The following is a 16,852-nucleotide window of genomic DNA, read 5'->3' as shown; positions in this document are numbered from 1 at the left end:
AAAACGTATCAGAATTATATGCTAGAGCTTAAATCATCACACAGTACAGCTTTTTCACCCGTCTCTCCAGCCGAGCGTTATTCTCAAGCTTTATCTTCTGGACAATTTTTACCTGATGAAGCACAGGCACAAGCTGTGCAGGAGCTGGATCGGGTCTGGCATGAATTGATTCATCGATATAAGGCTTCTAAAAAAGCATTTCGCCGTTTTCGCCGGCAAACTGCACCGCGTGGTGTATACATGTGGGGTGGGGTTGGCCGTGGAAAAACATGGCTAATGGATCAATTCTTTGAGTCTATCCCATTTCGCCGTAAGTTACGTATGCATTTTCATCACTTTATGCAACATGTACACCGTGAGTTAAATAAGCTGTCTGGCCAGCGTAATCCCCTAGATCTGGTGGCTGACCAGATTTACAAAGATGCAGTTATTATTTGCTTTGACGAATTTTTTGTATCAAATGTCACTGATGCCATGATTTTGAGCGATCTGTTTCAAAAATTATTCCAGCGCGGTATTACACTGGTAGCGACCTCAAATATTGCACCAGATGGTTTATATAAAAATGGTATTCATCGTGACCGTTTTTTACCTACCATTGAAATGGTCAAAAAAAACTGTGTTGTGTTAAATGTAGATGCTGGAGTAGATTATCGGTTACGGGTGTTAAAACAGGCGCAGCTTTTCAAGGCACCGCTCAGCCACGAAGCACAGCAGTGGATCGCCCAAAGGTTTTCTGCATTGACCCAGACTCAGGTGCAGTCTCAAGAATCAATTATTATCAATAACCGTATTGTAGAGACTATCGGTCATACTGAAGATGTGTTATGGTGTGAATTTTCAGAGCTTTGCCTTAAGCCTCGCAGCCCGTCAGATTTCATTGAAATAGCCAATATTTATAATACGGTACTGGTCAGTAATGTTCCGCATTTAACTGATCAGATTAATGATGCAACCCGACGTTTTATTTATCTGGTTGATGAGTTCTATGATCGGGGCGTAAAACTTTTACTTACCTCTCAAGACGATATTATTAATATCTACCAGGGAGAGAAGTTGGCGTTTGAAATTGAGCGTACCCGTTCAAGATTGCTGGAAATGCAGTCAGATGAGTATCTGCATTCAGAGCACAAGCAAATTCACGGCGCCCAGTAAAATTTTAATCAAGCGTTCTACGGAACGCTTTTTTATTATTTATATTAAATAAAACCGCGCAGTATCGGCATGGTTTTGCTTTAATACGTGTGATCAGTTATTGTAAAAGTTATAAAAGATAGGTAGAAAAGCTGGTACTTAAGTCTAATTTTCGAAACCTCTCTCTTTATCCACTATAAGTAAATTTAAAGCGGCTGAATATAAACGTATTTTAAACTGGCATATATAAAAACTATTGATGTCAATATTTTTTAAACAGAAAATGCTTACTATTTAGGAACGTGATAGTGGTATTCAGCTAAATATAAATCAGTATACTAGAATCTCTTGTGATAAAAAGTAGCAATATCAGGAAAGACAATGACTGCACGTATTCAAAAAGGCAAGTTAGCGATTGCTAAAGAACTCTATGATTTCATCGAAAATGAAGCTTTACCGGGTTCCGGTCTGGACAGTGAAGCATACTGGAAAAATTTTGAGCAAGTCGTTGTTGATCTTAGTCCGAAAAATAAAGCGCTTCTTGCAAAGCGTGATGAAATTCAGGCTAAAATTGACGAATGGCATCGCAATAACGAATTTGAACTTGAAGCTTACAAAGCTTTCCTGAAAGAGATTGGCTACTTATTACCAGAAGTAGAAGATTTCCAGATTACCACTGAAAATGTGGATGAAGAAATTGCAGTATTGGCAGGCCCACAGTTGGTTGTACCTGTACGAAATGCCCGTTACTGCCTTAATGCTGCAAATGCCCGCTGGGGTTCTTTATATGATGCACTTTATGGCTTTGATGTGATTTCTGAAGAGAATGGCGCAGAAAAGGGTAAGGGGTATAATCCGGCCCGTGGCGCCAAAGTTATCGAATTTGCTAAAAGCTTTCTGAATGATACTTTCCCGCTTGAGGCAGGCTCGCATCAAGATGCTACACGCTATGAAGTTGAAGATAATCAGCTGGTTATTACTTTAAAAGATGACACTAAAACTACCTTGGCTGAACCGGTTCAGTTTGTAGGTTATAATGGCGAGAAAAGTAATCCGACTGAAATTATTCTAAAAAATAATGGATTGCACGTCATTATCCAGATTGATGCGACTAGTCCGATTGGGCAGACTGATGCAGCTGGTGTAAAAGACCTGGTACTTGAAGCAGCTGTAACGACAATTCAGGATCTGGAAGACTCGATTGCTGCAGTAGATGCAGAGGAAAAAGTAGAAGGCTACCGTAACTGGCTTGGGCTCATGAAGGGTACACTTCAGGAATCTTTCCAGAAAGGTGACAAAACTGTTACCCGTGCTATGAACAAAGACCGTACTTATACAGACCTTGAAGGGAATACGGGTAAAATTCATGGCCGATCATTGATGTTACTGCGTAATGTTGGCCACCTGATGACGAACCCTGCTATTTTGGTAGATGGTGCAGAAATCTATGAAGGCATCATGGATGCACTGGTAACGCCATTACTAAGTATTGCTGATATTCGTGGCGAAAATGAAATCAAGAACTCACGTCAGGGTTCAATGTATATCGTAAAACCAAAAATGCATGGTCCGGAAGAGGTCGCATTTGCGGTAGAACTTTTTGAACGTGCTGAGCAGGCTTTGGGACTGCCGGCAAAAACTCTTAAAATCGGGATTATGGATGAAGAACGCCGTACTTCTGTAAACCTGAAGAACTGTATTGCTCAGGCCAAAGACCGTACCATCTTTATTAATACTGGTTTTATGGACCGTACAGGTGATGAGATTCATACCTTTATGGAAGCAGGTCCATTTGTTCGTAAAGGCGAAATCAAAGGACAAAAATGGTTCCCTGCTTATGAAAACCGTAATGTAATGATCGGCCTGAAAGCAGGATTACGCGGTAAGGCACAGATCGGTAAAGGTATGTGGCCAAAACCAGATATGCTGCTTGACATGTATCGTACTAAGATCGAGCATCCGGAAGCAGGTGCAAGCTGTGCATGGGTTCCTTCTCCAACAGGAGCAGTAATTCATGCAATTCATTATCATCAGTGCAATGTATCTGAGCGTCAGCAAGAATTATTACAGACTGAGCCTTTAGCTCTGGATGATCTGTTGACTCCTCCGCTAGCAGCAAATACAGACTGGACTGAAGAAGAGAAAAAGAACGAACTTGAAAATAACTGTCAGGGTATTCTGGGTTATGTTGTGCGCTGGGTTGACCTGGGTGTAGGCTGTTCAAAGGTTCCAGATATTAATGATGTAGGCCTGATGGAAGACCGCGCAACATTACGTATTTCTTCACAGCACGTTGCGAACTGGTTACGTCATGGTATTGTGAGTCGTGAACAGGTTGAAGAAGTATTAAAGCGCATGGCTAAAATTGTAGACGAACAAAATGCCAATGATCCGCTTTATACTGCAATGTCTGCTGACTTTGAAAATAGTATTGCTTTTAAAGCTGCATCTGACCTGATCTTTAAAGGCGGTGAGCAACCATCTGGTTATACTGAACCTTTACTACACGCTGCGCGCTTAAAACTTAAAGGCTATACAGGTGACTAATCTGAGCCATTAAAAAAAGCCTCTTCGGAGGCTTTTTTATTTAGTTTTTAAATAAATATTTTTCTTATATTCAGGCAGTAGCGACCTGAAAACCTGGACGCTCAGCATAGCGAGCAACCGATAAGTCATCTGCATAAATCGCTGGTCGTTTATGGCTCATGAGGTCTGAAAGCAATTTACCTGAACCACATGCCATGGTCCAGCCTAATGTACCATGCCCAGTATTTAAGAACAGGTTACTCAGGGCAGTTTTACCTACAATAGGCGTACCATCTGGTGTCATGGGACGAAGCCCTGTCCAGAAAGTTGCTTCTTTTAAACGTCCGGCAGACGGATAAAGATCATTCACCACCATTTCCAGAGTTTTTCTGCGTTCTGGAAGCAATTGATAATTAAAGCCTACAATTTCTGCCATACCCCCTACACGAATACGATCATCAAAGCGTGTTACAGCGACTTTGTAGGTCTCGTCCAGTACTGTAGAAACTGGTGCACGCGTAGCATCTTGAATTGGAATGGTCAGTGAGTAGCCTTTTAATGGATAGACTGGAATATGAATTAACCCACGTAATAGCGGAGTAGAGAAAGATCCCATTGCAATTACATATTGGTCTGCTTTAACCAGACCTTCACTGGTTTGGACTGCTGTGACTTTATCTGCTTCAACCACCAGTTTTTCAATAGAAACACCAAATTTAAAAATTACGCCAGCAGCTTTTGCCATTTCTGCAAGATGCTGTGTAAATAACTGGCAGTCACCAGTTTCATCATTTGGCAAGCGTAACCCGCCTGTCAGTTTATGACTGGAATATTTTAAAGCAGGTTCAACTTTCATTAAATCTTTCGCTTCGAGCAACTCAAATGGCACACCAGCTTCTTTTAATACTTCAATATCTTTGGCAGCATTGGCATATTGCTGTTCACTACGGAAAAGCTGTAAGGTTCCTTGCTGACGACTTTCATAAGCAATACCTGTAGTCTTCCGTAATTCTTTCAGACAGTCACGACTATATTCAGCAATACGAACCATACGGCTCTTATTTTCCTGATAATGCTGAATATTGCAGTTCTTTAGCATTTGCCACATCCAGGCAATCTGGAAACTGGTTCCATCTGGACGAATAGACAGAGGAGCATGTTTTTGAAACATCCATTTAATAGCTTTAAGCGGCACCCCTGGCGCTGCCCAAGGTGTAGCATAGCCAGGAGAGACCTGTCCGGCATTTGCAGCACTGGTCTCCAGCGCTGCTCCAGGCTGTCGGTCAATTACGGTCACTTCATGTCCTGCCTGGGCTAGATACCATGCAGTTGTGACACCAATTACACCACTTCCTAAAACGACGACTTTCATGATCTTCTCTACTCATTGCAGCCTGAATCTGGCCTGTACATGGAGCTCTACCAAACGCGGTATATATGACTGATTTTTAAAGCAAGCAGTCCGTGGGTAGTACGGTATAACTGAGTTTCAGGGTAAACATTTAAGATGTGAAAGGGTCACTAAAAAAATCCCCTTTTCCAGTTATACTCTCAGTTTACATCTGGGGTTTAGTTCTGATAAATTCAAATAAACTTATCTTTAGATATAAAATTACTTACGTAAATGAAAATTAAAAATCTGAACCAGATTACTGATTTTGATATCAAGTTATTGAGAATTTTCAAGACAGTATGCGAATGCGGGAGCTTTACTTCAGCAGAGAGTGTTCTTGGAATTAGCCGCTCAGCCATTAGTCTGCATATGAGTGATTTGGAAAATCGTCTGGGGCTCAGGTTATGCCAGCGTGGCCGTGCCGGATTTTCTCTTACCGATGAAGGTAAGGAAATCTTGAACTATAGTGAAACGCTAATCGCTTCTATTGAGGAGTTTAAGCTTAAGGTTAACCAGATTCATAAAAAGTTAAAAGGCGAGTTTAATATTGGAATTATTAACAATTTAATTAATTTGCCAAAGCCTTATATCACTAATACGCTTGAGCAGCTTACCAGTGAAAGCCCTGATGTGCAGATTAACATCAGTATGAGTACACTAGCAGATATTGAATGCAAGGTGATGGATGGCCGCTTACATGTAGGGGCAGTCCCAATGGTTACTCCATTATCGGGACTGGACTATTTAAATCTTTATGAAGAAAGTTCTTATCTTTATTGTGGAGATCGGCATCCACTATTTTCTTCTACCGAGCAATTAAAAGAACAAGATTTAAGCCGGTGGAATGCAGTAATGCCTAACTACAGTATTAATTCACAAGCGTTGCAGCTGTACCAGCTGCTGCATTGTTCTGCAACTGCAAGTGACCGGGAGGGAATTGCTTTTTTAATTTTAACCGGAAATTTTATGGGTTTTTTACCTGATCATTATGCAAGGAAATGGGTAGAAAGCGGTCAGATGAAACCTGTGCTCGAGCAGCGCATGCATTATAGTACACCGATCTGCATGATTACCAGAAAGGGCAGGCGACATAATATGATTCTGGAATCTTTTCTCGAAAAGCTGAAAAATAATATTAATGAGCAGAATAATTCCGCGTTAACGGTAACGAACTAGATGGAACCCATATATCAGCTTAAATAGCAAACAGGATTTGCTATTTCATTGACTATTCTAGAAGTTGTTTTAATTTAACGGCATGAGGACTGTCTTTTGGTAAAAGTTCAAGCAGACGCTCAATTGCATCAGTACGTTCAGGAACACGACTAATCAGGCGAAATAACTGGTCAATGTCTTGCAAGTTATGAATCATATGACTTAAGCGCGCATCAAAGCAGTCACGCCAGGCACACAGGAAAGGACTTTCTGTCTTACTCAGGAAATTGCCCTTGTACAGGGCCAATACTGTAACAGTAAAGCCCAGATTCAATGCCTGTTCAGCCATAAGAAAATCTGCCTGAACCTCACAGTTCAGTTTATAAGGGCGTGATTGGATACAGTCGTGTAACAGACTGCGCATCTGGGATAATTCTGCTTTTAGCGTTTTCTGGCTAACCTGCCTGTCTCCATAAAGGGCATAGTGTAATTCATCCAAACTGATCCCATCTGGACACAATGCCAGAATACACAGTATTTCAATTTGCCGGTGCGTCAGCTGTAAAATATGATGATTAAACTGAACTTTTGACCCACCCAGCACTTTAAGATAAAGCACATTTTGCTGTTCAAGCCGGATGGCGCGTTGCACCAGATCTGCACAGCGCTCTACGGCGAGTACGCCTAAAGAATTATGCTTCTCATACTTGGTTGAAAGGTTAATAATGCCATGGAACTGGCCGCTTTGCGGGTCGATGATGGGCGCTGCGTAGCATACCCAGTCACGCACGCTATTCATCTGATTTTCATGTGAGTACACACAACTGGCAGCATGGGTATTTAACGCAAGGCCAATGGCATTGGTGCCTACGGACTGGGTAGACCACTGGCCACCTTCAAAAAAATGCACCTGTTCTGCAGAAGAGCGCATAGAGTGACTGCTCCAGGTCCAGAGCAGAGTGCCATGCTGGTCTGTAATTCCGATTGCCATACTGGCATCTGCTGCAATTCTCAAGAGTTCAGAATGACACTGATCCAATGATCGACCGAAGAGTGTTTCACGCCAACCATGATCCAGATTCAGTACTGGGGCCGCATCTACTGAAACGGGAGGCACATGATGTGCTACAGCATTCTTTAAAAAAGCTGATGAATAATGAGAAACAGGATTTAACACGGGTAATTTTTTAATCATATGCATATCATGGTCCTTCATGATGAGGCAAAAATGCAGCTACCTGAGCTGGTTACTGTTGTTATTTTCCCCTACCTTAAACCTTGATGCTCTAATCTGCTATCCGACAAAAGGCTGACGCCAGCATACACATCTTTAAACATCAGTCTGGTATATGTACCAATATAGTCAGACTGTTTTTAAAAGAAATGGCCGATTCAGACTGATCTGTTTAAAATAGTTACAGAATATTCCTGCATAAGATCAACCTGTCTGTTTGTATTTAAGGTAACTGCTTTCTGCTAAAAGGTTGCGGTACAGGTTTCCCTAAATATTGCTGATCGGCAAAATAACTGGAACGTACCATAGGCGCACTCCAAATATTTTTAAATCTTAAAAACTCGCCATGACGCTGATAATGCTCAAATTCTTTTAAGCTCACAAAACGATGGATAGGAGCATGAGCTTTAGAAGGCTGTAGGTACTGTCCGATGGTGACCAAATCCACATAATGATCTTTTAAATCATTTAACAGCGCAATAACTTCCGCCTCAATCTCTCCAATACCTACCATCAAGCCACATTTGGTAGGAGTCTCAGGACATAAAGTTTTAAATTTTTTTAACAGATTAAGAGAATGCTGATAATCTGATCCAGGCCGCAAGGCCCGGTACAAGCGGGGTACTGTCTCTATATTGTGGTTAAATACATCTGGTGGAGACTGGCTAAGAATAGACAAGGCAAGATCAAGCCGCCCTCTAAAGTCCGGAACCAATATTTCGATCCGGGTATTCGGACAGCATTTACGTATCTCCTGAATACAATCTACAAAATGTTGGGCGCCTCCATCTTTCAGGTCATCCCGGTCTACAGAAGTAATTACCACATAACTTAAATTTAGGTTTGCGACGGTCTCGGCAAGATGCCGAGGCTCAGCCGGATCTAGGCTGTTCGGGCGGCCGTGGGCTACATCGCAAAAAGGACACCGTCTGGTACAGATATCACCCATAATCATAAAAGTTGCAGTACCGCTACCAAAACATTCTGGCAAGTTTGGACACGCCGCTTCTTCACATACCGTATGTAGTTTCTGCTGACGCAACAGTCGTTTAATACGGCCAATCTCTTCAGGCTGACTGATTTTTGCCCGTATCCATTCGGGTTTTGTCGGAATCACGTCTGTTGCAATAACCTTAACAGGTATACGTGCCAGTTTATCTGCACCCCGAAGTTTTTTTTCATGCTTAAAATTCTGTTGTAAATCCATTTAAATATATCCTGATTTAATAATAAGTCTTAAAATAAATAAAAAGAGATTAATATTTAAAAAAATATTTTTAAAATAAAAATCTAGCTTTTAAATAAAATTAGAATTATAAAATATATAAGGTTGGTTAAAGGTTTGTTTTTAAGTTATTGTTTAAAATAATAAAAAATTACATTTATTTTTTAATAAATAAATTATTGTTTTTGAAAATAATAAGTAAATTTTATTTTAATAAATAATTTTAGTCTAATATTAATTTTAGAATAAATATATTTAATTGGAGGTGTGAGTTATTCACTGTTCCCTTGATTTTGATCAAGATAAAAAGGAAAAGGATATGCAATTAACGGAAGAAAAATTACTGGCTGCATATAAGAGTATGCGCGATATTCGTGAGTTTGAGGACCGGCTTCACGAAGAAAATACCATGGGTGATATTCCTGGATTTATTCACCTTTATAGTGGTGAGGAAGCAGTTGCAGTCGGTATTTGTGAAAATCTGACTGATAAGGATTACATTACCTCCACCCACCGGGGCCATGGGCACTGTATTGCTAAAGGATGTGATATCCATGCCATGATGCTTGAGATTTTCGGTAAAGATGCCGGCCTGTGTCGTGGTAAAGGTGGTTCAATGCATATTGCAGACCTCGACAAGGGCATGCTGGGTGCAAACGGTATTGTAGGAGGTGGACCTCCTTTAGCAATTGGAGCAGCTTTAACTGCTAAAACTTTAAAAACCGGTGGTATAGGTCTGTCATTTACGGGTGATGGGGGGTCAAATCAGGGTCTCACTTTTGAAGCGATGAATATGGCTGTAGTATTGCAACTTCCAGTCATATTTGTATTTGAAAACAATGGCTTTGGTGAAGGTACCGGTCATGACTATGCAGTAGGAAGTAAAGATATTGCTGGTCGGGCAGCAGGTTTTGGTTTACCTGCAGTCAAGGTTGACGGTACAGATTTCTTTGCAGTCTATGAAGCTGCCCAGCAGGCAATTGAGCGAGCCAGAAATGGTGGTGGACCAAGTGTAATTGAAACAATTACCAACCGCTTCTATGGTCATTTCGAAGGTGACCCTGGGTTAATCCGTTCTAAAGATGAAGTGGATTATGTAAAAGAACATCGCGATCCATTAAAAATTTTCCGTGAAAAAGTTAAAGACCAGATTGATCTGGCAAAGCTCGATGCAATTGATGCTGAGTCTAAAGCTAATGTAGACGACGCTGTAGCAAAAGCTCGTGCTGCCAAATACCCGGAAGTTTCCCAGCTTCTGACCGATGTTTATGTCTCTTACTAAAGGAATAGTAAAGCAAATGCCAAATAAAAGTTACCGTAACGCGATTAAAGAAGCGATTGAATTAGAGATGCGCCGTGACCCGACTGTATTTGTAGTCGGTGAAGACGTACGTGGTGGTCATGGTGGTAAAAATACTGAAGATAATGCCCTTGAAGGCTTTGGTGGCGTACTGGGTGTGACTAAGGGTTTATGGTCTGAGTTCGGTTCTGAACGTGTGATCGATACCCCAATTACAGAGTCAGCGATTATCGGTATGGCTGCAGGTGCAGCAGCAACCGGTTTACGGCCTGTAGCTGACCTGATGTTTATGGATTTCTATGGTGTATGCCATGACATGCTTTATAACCAGGCTGCGAAGTTCCGCTATATGTTTGGAGGTAAAGCCAAAGCACCTATGGTAGTACGTGGCATGATCGGCGCCGGTTTCTCCGCAGCAGCCCAGCATTCACAGTCACCTTATAATGTCTTTGCTGCAGTACCCGGTTTGAAGGTGGTCGTACCTTCTAGTCCTTACGATGTAAAAGGTCTGTTGATTCAGGCAATTCGTGATGATGACCCGGTAGTATTTTGTGAACACAAACTGCTGTATGACATTAAAGGCGAGGTTCCGGATGATGCCTATACCATTCCTTTTGGCGTAGCCAATTACACCCGTGAAGGAACTGATGTCACCATTATTGCTTTAAGTTTAATGGTACACCGTGCCAATGAAGTTGCAGATAAACTGGCAAAAGAGGGAATTTCGGTAGAAGTGGTAGATCCAAGAACTATTTCGCCTCTAGATGAAGAAGGTATCCTTGAATCTGTAGCCTCGACTGGCCGTGTAGTAATTGTTGATGAGTCTGCAGCACGTTGTGGTTTTGGTCATGATGTTGCTGCCCTGATTGCCCAGAAAGGATTTCATTATCTGAAAGCCCCAATTGAACTGGTGACTCCTCCTCATACGCCTGTACCGTTCTCACCTGTATTGGAAAAAGAGTGGATTCCGAGTGTAGAGCGTATTGAACAGGCTGTACGAAAAACTTTGGAGGCTTAGGATGAGCGAAATTAAAACACTAGAAATCCCAAAATGGGGATTATCTATGGAAGAAGGAACCATTGCCCAATGGTTAATCCAAGAAGGAAGCCAGTTCAATAAAGGACAAGAAATTTGTGAAATTGAAACCACAAAAATTGTAAACGTCCTGGAGGCACCTTTTGACGGAAAATTGAGAAAAATACTGGCAAAAGATGGTGAAACCCTGCCAGTCGGTGGCTTAATTGCAGTTTGTGCCAATGATGATGTCACAGATGAAGATATACAGGCATTTGTACAGTCACTTGGTCAAGGGACAGCAGCTTCGGCAAGCTCTGCACCGGACAGCACTCCGGCTGAAGACAAAACCGAACAGACTGCACCAGTAGAGCAGCTGAGTTCATCAACTGTGAAAGCTGAAACATCATCTGCTACCCGGAAAACTTCTCATAGTGCCGGTGACTATATTGTTCCTGCGTCTTTACAAGGTTATCAGCTGCCAGATGATCTGTTTATTACACCACATGCCCAAAAACTGGCAGAAAAATATAATTTGGATTTAACCAAGGTTACAGGTTCGGGACGCGAAGGGCGTATTAGTGTCGCTGATCTTCAGGCAGCAGTACAGGGCGCAGGTGGACAATGGCCAGATGTTAAGCATCAGGCCAGTACAAAAGCTGCAAAATCTAACGCTGATGACAGTCAGGTTGCTGCTACACCTGTAGCTCGGCGTCTGGCAAAGCAATGGGGCATTAATCTGCATGACTGTCGCGCTTCGGGAACAAGAGGCCGGGTCTGCAAAGAAGATGTTGAAGCAGTGTATAACCGTGAACACAAGTCTGCTCATACAGAAACTTCATTGAATGCAACTCAGCCCGAACAGGCAAAAGTAACCAGTATTCCAATGAATGCCATGCGTAAAGCGATTGCTTCACGTTTACAGGCAGCAAAACGTAATGCGCCACATTTTCGTTTAACTGTTGACTTGAATGTTGAGGCGATACAGACATTACGTGCACAGATTAATGAATCCGTGCCTCAGGTCAAATTGTCTATCAATGATATGCTCATCAAGGCAGCAGCTGCGGCGTTGATTAAAGTACCTGAAGTAAATGTACAGTTTGACGAAGAGTCACAATCAATTTTACAGTTTGATCAGGCCGATATTTCTGTGGCTGTGGCTATTCCTAATGGCCTTATTACTCCAATTATCAAAGCTGCAAATCAGAAATCGCTTGCTGAGATTTCTGGCAATATGCGGGATTTGGCCACCCGGGCAAAAACTGGAAAGTTAACTCCGGATGAATTTCAGGGGGGAAGTTTCAGTATTTCTAACCTGGGAATGCTGGGTATCAAACACTTTGACGCCATTATCAATCCGCCTCAAGGTGCTATTTTGGCTTTGGGTGCTTCAGAGGCTCGAGCAGTGGTAGAGCATGATCAGATTGTCATTCGGCAGATGGTGACAGCAACTTTATCCTGTGACCATCGGGTGATTGATGGAGCAGTTGGGGCGAAATTCTTGGCCAGCTTTAAAAAGTTTGTCGAGAATCCAGCATTAATACTGGTATAGGAGCTGGACATGACAGGAAATCAGTATGATTTAATTGTTGTGGGTGCAGGTCCGGGTGGATATGTGGCTGCAATACGTGCAGCCCAGCTTGGTCTTAATACAGCAATTATCGAAGAAAAACATCTGGGGGGGATCTGCCTAAACTGGGGCTGTATCCCGACCAAAGCTTTATTGAGTGGAGCTGACTTGGCCTATCAGCTTAAGCATGCTGGAAACTTTGGTTTCACTCTTCCACAAATTGATTTCGATCTGAGTCAACTGGTTAAACATAGCCGCCAAGTCTCGCAGCAACTGGTACAGGGAATCGAGCACCTTCTCAAGAAAAATGGTGTAGAGGTTATATTTGGACGGGCCAAGCTACAGGCGAAAGAAACGCTTGAGGTAATCGATGAGAGCGGTAAAGCACGCACTTTAAAAGCACCTCATATCATTTTAGCAACAGGTGCCAGAGCTCGAACTCTGCCTGGTCTGCCTGTCAATGGCACCGAGATCTGGAGTTACCGGGAAGCGCTAGTCCCGGAACAATTGCCTGAATCTTTACTGGTAGTCGGTTCCGGCGCTATAGGCAGTGAATTTGCCAGTTTATATCATGATCTAGGCTGTGAGGTTACTCTTATTGATGTTGCTCAGCAGATTTTGCCCACTGAAGATGCAGAAGTTGCAGAATATATGCGTAAGCAGTTTGAGCAGCGCGGTATGAAAGTGATTACTGGCTGTTCATTGCAAAATGTCCAGGTTACCGGAGGTCAGGTACAGTGTGAACTTCATAGCTCACAGGGCAAGCAAAACCAGGTGTTTGATCGGGTTCTGTCTGCAATAGGTGTACAACCGAATGTAGAAAATATGGGACTGGAACAGTTAGAAGTAGAGTTTAAGCAGGGCTTTATTCAGGTGGATGAATTCTGCCGCACAAATGTCGTGGGGCTCTATGCAATTGGTGATGTGGCGGGTGCACCATGTCTGGCTCATAAAGCCAGTCATGAAGCTATTCTTTGTGTAGAAAAAATTGCAGGACTCACAAATCTGCACTCTCTAGACCGTACCCAAATTCCTGGCTGTATTTTTACTCATCCTCAGGTTGCCAGTATTGGTTTGACTGAAGTGCAGGCCAAAGCGCAAGGACATCATATCCAGACTGGGAAATTTCCTTTTCAGGCAAATGGCAAGGCACTGGCTTTAAAACAAACTGCCGGTTTTGTAAAAACTGTATTTGATAAAGAGACTGGCGAGCTGCTCGGAGCGCATATGGTCGGCCATGAAGTTACTGAACATATTCAGGGTTTCGCAATTGCCAAATATCTGGAAGCTACCGATGAAAGCTTGGCACAGGTCATTTTTCCTCATCCTACGTTATCAGAAGCAATGCATGAATCGGTATTAGCTTCCCTACAGCGAGCAATACATATTTGAAAACATGGAAGAGCTTATCTGGTTTAGCTTGATAAGCTCATTCTTCTTACAGAAAACTGGTTAATCAGGAGCGGTAATGAAAGCAGCTCGTTTTTATGATAAAGGCGATATTCGCATTGAAGATATTCCGGAGCCACAAGTTACACCAGGTACAGTCGGTATTCAGGTTGCCTGGTGTGGCATTTGTGGAACCGACCTGCATGAGTTTATGGATGGTCCAATTTTTATTCCACCTTGTGGCCATCCACATCCAATCTCGGGCGAATCTGCTCCGGTAACGATGGGACATGAGTTTTCCGGAGTTGTATACGCTGTGGGTGAAGGGATTAATGATATTCAGATTGGTCAGCATGTGGTGGTTGAACCTTATATCATCGCTGATGATGTGCCGACTGGACCTAATGATGCTTATCATCTGTCGAAGAATATGAATTTTATTGGTTTAGGAGGGCGAGGCGGTGGTCTATCGGAAAAAATAGCCGTGCAGCGTCGTTGGGTACACCCAATTTCTAATAAAATACCATTGGATCAGGCTGCACTGATTGAGCCTTTGTCGGTAGGCCATCATGCTTATATCCGTAGTGGCGCACAAGCCGGAGACATTGCACTGGTTGGGGGGGCAGGGCCTATAGGTCTGTTGTTATCAGCTATTTTAAAGGCTAAAGGACTCACTGTTATTATTAGTGAGTTAAGTGCTAAACGTAAAGAAAAAGCAAGAGAGGCTGGTGTTGCAGATTATATTCTGGACCCTTCAGAAGTTGATGTGGTTACGGAAGTCATGAAAATTACTCAAGGCCAAGGTGCAGATGTTGCTTTTGAATGTAGTAGTGTAAATAAAGTACTAGATACTCTCGTAGCTGCGATGAAGCCGGCTGGTGTACTGGTCATTGTATCAATTTGGAGTCATCCAGCCACAGTAAATGTTCACAGTGTTGTTATGAAAGAACTTGATATTCGTGGCACCATTGCTTATGTCAACGACCATCAGGCAACAATCAAATTGGTGGAAGATGGTAAAATTAATTTGGAACCTTTTATTACACAGCGCATTCAACTCGATGACTTGGTTTCGCAGGGATTTGAAACCCTGATCCATAACAATGAGTCAGCTGTTAAAATTATTGTCCATCCCTAAATACTCAGAAAAAACAAGCAGACGTTTTAATTGCTTATCAATAATTTAACAACAATACATAAGGAAAAATAATGAATAAAGGATTAATGAATAAAGTCGCCGTTGTAACAGGCGCAGCGCAAGGTATAGGTCGTGGTATTGCTCTAAGACTGGCCCAAGAAGGTGTACATGTAGCCTTGGTAGATCTGAATGAACAACGACTTAATGAAGTAAAACAGGAAATTGAAAATTTAAAGGTAGAAGCCAGTATTTTTGTTGCTGATATCAGTCAGCGTGATCAGGTGTATGCCAGTATTGAACATGCCGAGCAGTCTTTAGGCGGTTTTGATATTATGATTAATAATGCTGGAATTGCTCAGGTTCAGCCTCTTGATGCAGTGACACCTGAAGAACTGCAAAAAATTAGCGATATTAATATTGGTGGAGTTCTGTGGGGTATTCAGGCCGCAGCTCGAAAATTTAAAGCGCGCCAGCAAAAAGGTAAAATCATTAATGCAGCTTCTATTGCAGGGCATGAAGGTTTTGCCATGTTAGGAGTATATTCGGCAACAAAATTCGCAGTCCGTGCTTTAACTCAGGCCGCAGCCAAGGAATATGCTTCACATGGCATTACGGTAAATGCATATTGTCCGGGAGTAGTGGGCACAGATATGTGGGTAGAAATTGATAAAAGATTCTCTGAAATTACCCATACCCCAATTGGTGAAACATACAAAAAATATGTGAGTGGTATTGCACTAGGGCGTGCACAAATACCTGAAGACGTGGCTGCGCTGGTTGCTTTTTTATCGAGTGAAGATGCCGATTATATTACCGGGCAGGCAATTTTAACAGATGGAGGTATGGTCTACCGCTAGTACAATATACACTGTCTAATTTTTAAAAATGTATAAACATAATCAGGCTTCTACTTAAACACATTAAATAATAAAAGGCCTGAGTACATAGAATATAACACTATCTTATTTGTACTCAGGTCTGTATTTCCTTAAGTTTTTTAAGATATTTTTGTCAAATTCTGCTGTTTATACATAATATTATCCAGCCACTAGTCTATTGAAATACTAAAAGTTATCACTATATATGACCTATAGTTTTTTAAATTTTCGTCTATGTGTGCCAATTTTAAACCTGTTACGCATGTTCAGGTGCATAAACTTCAGTTACCGGATATTCCTTTCGATTATCTCGAAGAAGTGTATCCAGCCTATGATTTGCCTTTACTATTTAAGTCAGAATATGGCTTTGAATGGCGTAGCGTAATGTTCGGACTGGTGCCAAAGTGGGCTCAGGATAAAAGTTCGGCTAAACGGACCTATAATGCCCGAAATGAAACTTTATTTGAAAAGCCAAGTTTCCAGGAGGCTGCATTTAAAGGTAAGTTTGGAGTTATTCCGGTGACCGAATTTTATGAAGCAAAATATATTGATGGTAAGGCTCAGCGTTGGGGAGTACGTCGCAAAGATGGCCAAGGCTTTTTCATTGCTGCCATTTATGAAATCTGTAGAATCAATGATGAAGTGATTCGCTCAGCCAGCATGATCACGATGGATGCAATAGACCATCCGATGATGAAGGAGTTTCATGAACCAGGAAATATCAAACGTTCAGTGATTGTAATTCCACATGAACGTCTGGATGAATGGCTGAGTGTAGGGCCTGCTAACTTCAAATCATTTATTGAAGGTTTTCCTGTTGAAGAGTTTGAGTGTTCTCATGTACCCAAGCCTAAAGTGGAAACGCCCCAGTTAAACTTTTTTGACTGATGAA

At 42.0% G+C, this 16,852-nt stretch carries 13 protein-coding genes; 10 read left to right on the top strand and 3 right to left on the bottom strand.

Going from position 1 to position 16,852, the window contains the following annotated elements; all coding sequences use genetic code 11:
* The first annotated feature begins 18 nt into the window (after nt 1-18).
* Together zapE and B3R63_RS02130 are read left to right on the top strand one after the other, a co-directional pair.
* A complete protein-coding gene (gene zapE, locus B3R63_RS02135) occupies nt 19-1,155 on the top strand; it encodes a cell division protein ZapE (RefSeq protein ID WP_005014676.1) in 1,137 nt (378 codons plus the stop codon).
* A 360-nt stretch (nt 1,156-1,515) separates the two neighbouring features.
* Nucleotides 1,516-3,681, top strand: coding sequence for a malate synthase G (locus B3R63_RS02130; protein WP_111280946.1), 2,166 nt, complete (start codon nt 1,516-1,518; stop codon nt 3,679-3,681).
* A 70-nt stretch (nt 3,682-3,751) separates the two neighbouring features.
* Here B3R63_RS02130 and B3R63_RS02125 read toward each other — a convergent pair whose 3' ends face one another.
* On the bottom strand, nt 3,752-5,032 hold the full coding sequence (locus tag B3R63_RS02125) for a D-amino acid dehydrogenase (protein WP_005014674.1): 1,281 nt from the start codon (nt 5,030-5,032) through the stop codon (nt 3,752-3,754).
* A 252-nt stretch (nt 5,033-5,284) separates the two neighbouring features.
* Here B3R63_RS02125 and B3R63_RS02120 point away from each other — a divergent pair, with 252 nt between their 5' ends.
* Entirely contained in the window at nt 5,285-6,229 is a 945-nt protein-coding gene (locus B3R63_RS02120; protein ID WP_286728182.1) for a LysR family transcriptional regulator, read from the top strand.
* A gap of 52 nt (nt 6,230-6,281) precedes the next feature.
* Here B3R63_RS02120 and B3R63_RS02115 read toward each other — a convergent pair whose 3' ends face one another.
* Complete coding sequence (locus B3R63_RS02115; RefSeq protein ID WP_286728181.1) at nt 6,282-7,409, bottom strand: transcriptional regulator; 1,128 nt, start codon at nt 7,407-7,409, stop codon at nt 6,282-6,284.
* 256 nt (nt 7,410-7,665) lie between these two features.
* Nucleotides 7,666-8,649: a lipoyl synthase gene (gene lipA / locus B3R63_RS02110; RefSeq protein WP_286728180.1), complete on the bottom strand. Its 984-nt coding sequence runs from the start codon at nt 8,647-8,649 to the stop codon at nt 7,666-7,668.
* A gap of 337 nt (nt 8,650-8,986) precedes the next feature.
* Between lipA and B3R63_RS02105 the strand changes: the two genes are divergently transcribed.
* The 7 genes from B3R63_RS02105 to B3R63_RS02075 all read left to right on the top strand — a co-directional run bounded on the left by B3R63_RS02105 (nt 8,987) and on the right by B3R63_RS02075 (nt 16,848).
* Nucleotides 8,987-9,949, top strand: coding sequence for a thiamine pyrophosphate-dependent dehydrogenase E1 component subunit alpha (locus tag B3R63_RS02105; RefSeq protein WP_005405535.1), 963 nt, complete (start codon nt 8,987-8,989; stop codon nt 9,947-9,949).
* Nucleotides 9,950-9,965: 16 nt separating this feature from the next.
* A complete protein-coding gene (locus B3R63_RS02100) occupies nt 9,966-10,985 on the top strand; it encodes an alpha-ketoacid dehydrogenase subunit beta (RefSeq protein ID WP_106438892.1) in 1,020 nt (339 codons plus the stop codon).
* A 1-nt stretch (nt 10,986) separates the two neighbouring features.
* Complete coding sequence (locus tag B3R63_RS02095) at nt 10,987-12,537, top strand: 2-oxo acid dehydrogenase subunit E2 (RefSeq protein ID WP_284907959.1); 1,551 nt, start codon at nt 10,987-10,989, stop codon at nt 12,535-12,537.
* 9 nt (nt 12,538-12,546) lie between these two features.
* Nucleotides 12,547-13,947, top strand: a complete 1,401-nt coding sequence (lpdA, locus tag B3R63_RS02090; protein ID WP_005405527.1) for a dihydrolipoyl dehydrogenase — start codon at nt 12,547-12,549, stop codon at nt 13,945-13,947.
* Nucleotides 13,948-14,023: 76 nt separating this feature from the next.
* On the top strand, nt 14,024-15,082 hold the full coding sequence (locus B3R63_RS02085) for a 2,3-butanediol dehydrogenase (RefSeq protein WP_248130977.1): 1,059 nt from the start codon (nt 14,024-14,026) through the stop codon (nt 15,080-15,082).
* Nucleotides 15,083-15,153: 71 nt separating this feature from the next.
* Nucleotides 15,154-15,939, top strand: a complete 786-nt coding sequence (locus B3R63_RS02080) for an acetoin reductase (RefSeq protein WP_286728179.1) — start codon at nt 15,154-15,156, stop codon at nt 15,937-15,939.
* A gap of 255 nt (nt 15,940-16,194) precedes the next feature.
* Nucleotides 16,195-16,848 carry an SOS response-associated peptidase gene (locus tag B3R63_RS02075; protein ID WP_286728178.1) on the top strand — a complete coding sequence of 218 codons (654 nt, stop codon included), beginning with the start codon at nt 16,195-16,197 and terminating at the stop codon, nt 16,846-16,848.
* Nucleotides 16,849-16,852 lie beyond the last annotated feature (4 nt).

The sequence above is a fragment of the Acinetobacter sp. UBA1297 genome, assembly GCF_002307755.1.
Classification (GTDB): Bacteria; Pseudomonadota; Gammaproteobacteria; order Pseudomonadales; family Moraxellaceae; genus Acinetobacter; species Acinetobacter radioresistens.
Note: the sequence above shows the minus strand (reverse complement) of the source record. Positions and strands in the feature narration are given on the sequence as shown.

Excerpts from the sequence above, each read along its gene's own strand:
- zapE (WP_005014676.1), top strand. The coding sequence starts at position 19 with ATGCTAGAGCTTAAATCATCACACAGTACAGCTTTTTCACCCGTCTCT.
- B3R63_RS02130 (WP_111280946.1), top strand. The coding sequence starts at position 1,516 with ATGACTGCACGTATTCAAAAAGGCAAGTTAGCGATTGCTAAAGAACTC.
- B3R63_RS02125 (WP_005014674.1), bottom strand. The coding sequence starts at position 5,032 with ATGAAAGTCGTCGTTTTAGGAAGTGGTGTAATTGGTGTCACAACTGCA.
- B3R63_RS02120 (WP_286728182.1), top strand. The coding sequence starts at position 5,285 with ATGAAAATTAAAAATCTGAACCAGATTACTGATTTTGATATCAAGTTA.
- B3R63_RS02115 (WP_286728181.1), bottom strand. The coding sequence starts at position 7,409 with ATGCATATGATTAAAAAATTACCCGTGTTAAATCCTGTTTCTCATTAT.
- lipA (WP_286728180.1), bottom strand. The coding sequence starts at position 8,649 with ATGGATTTACAACAGAATTTTAAGCATGAAAAAAAACTTCGGGGTGCA.
- B3R63_RS02105 (WP_005405535.1), top strand. The coding sequence starts at position 8,987 with ATGCAATTAACGGAAGAAAAATTACTGGCTGCATATAAGAGTATGCGC.
- B3R63_RS02100 (WP_106438892.1), top strand. The coding sequence starts at position 9,966 with ATGCCAAATAAAAGTTACCGTAACGCGATTAAAGAAGCGATTGAATTA.
- B3R63_RS02095 (WP_284907959.1), top strand. The coding sequence starts at position 10,987 with ATGAGCGAAATTAAAACACTAGAAATCCCAAAATGGGGATTATCTATG.
- lpdA (WP_005405527.1), top strand. The coding sequence starts at position 12,547 with ATGACAGGAAATCAGTATGATTTAATTGTTGTGGGTGCAGGTCCGGGT.
- B3R63_RS02085 (WP_248130977.1), top strand. The coding sequence starts at position 14,024 with ATGAAAGCAGCTCGTTTTTATGATAAAGGCGATATTCGCATTGAAGAT.
- B3R63_RS02080 (WP_286728179.1), top strand. The coding sequence starts at position 15,154 with ATGAATAAAGGATTAATGAATAAAGTCGCCGTTGTAACAGGCGCAGCG.
- B3R63_RS02075 (WP_286728178.1), top strand. The coding sequence starts at position 16,195 with ATGTGTGCCAATTTTAAACCTGTTACGCATGTTCAGGTGCATAAACTT.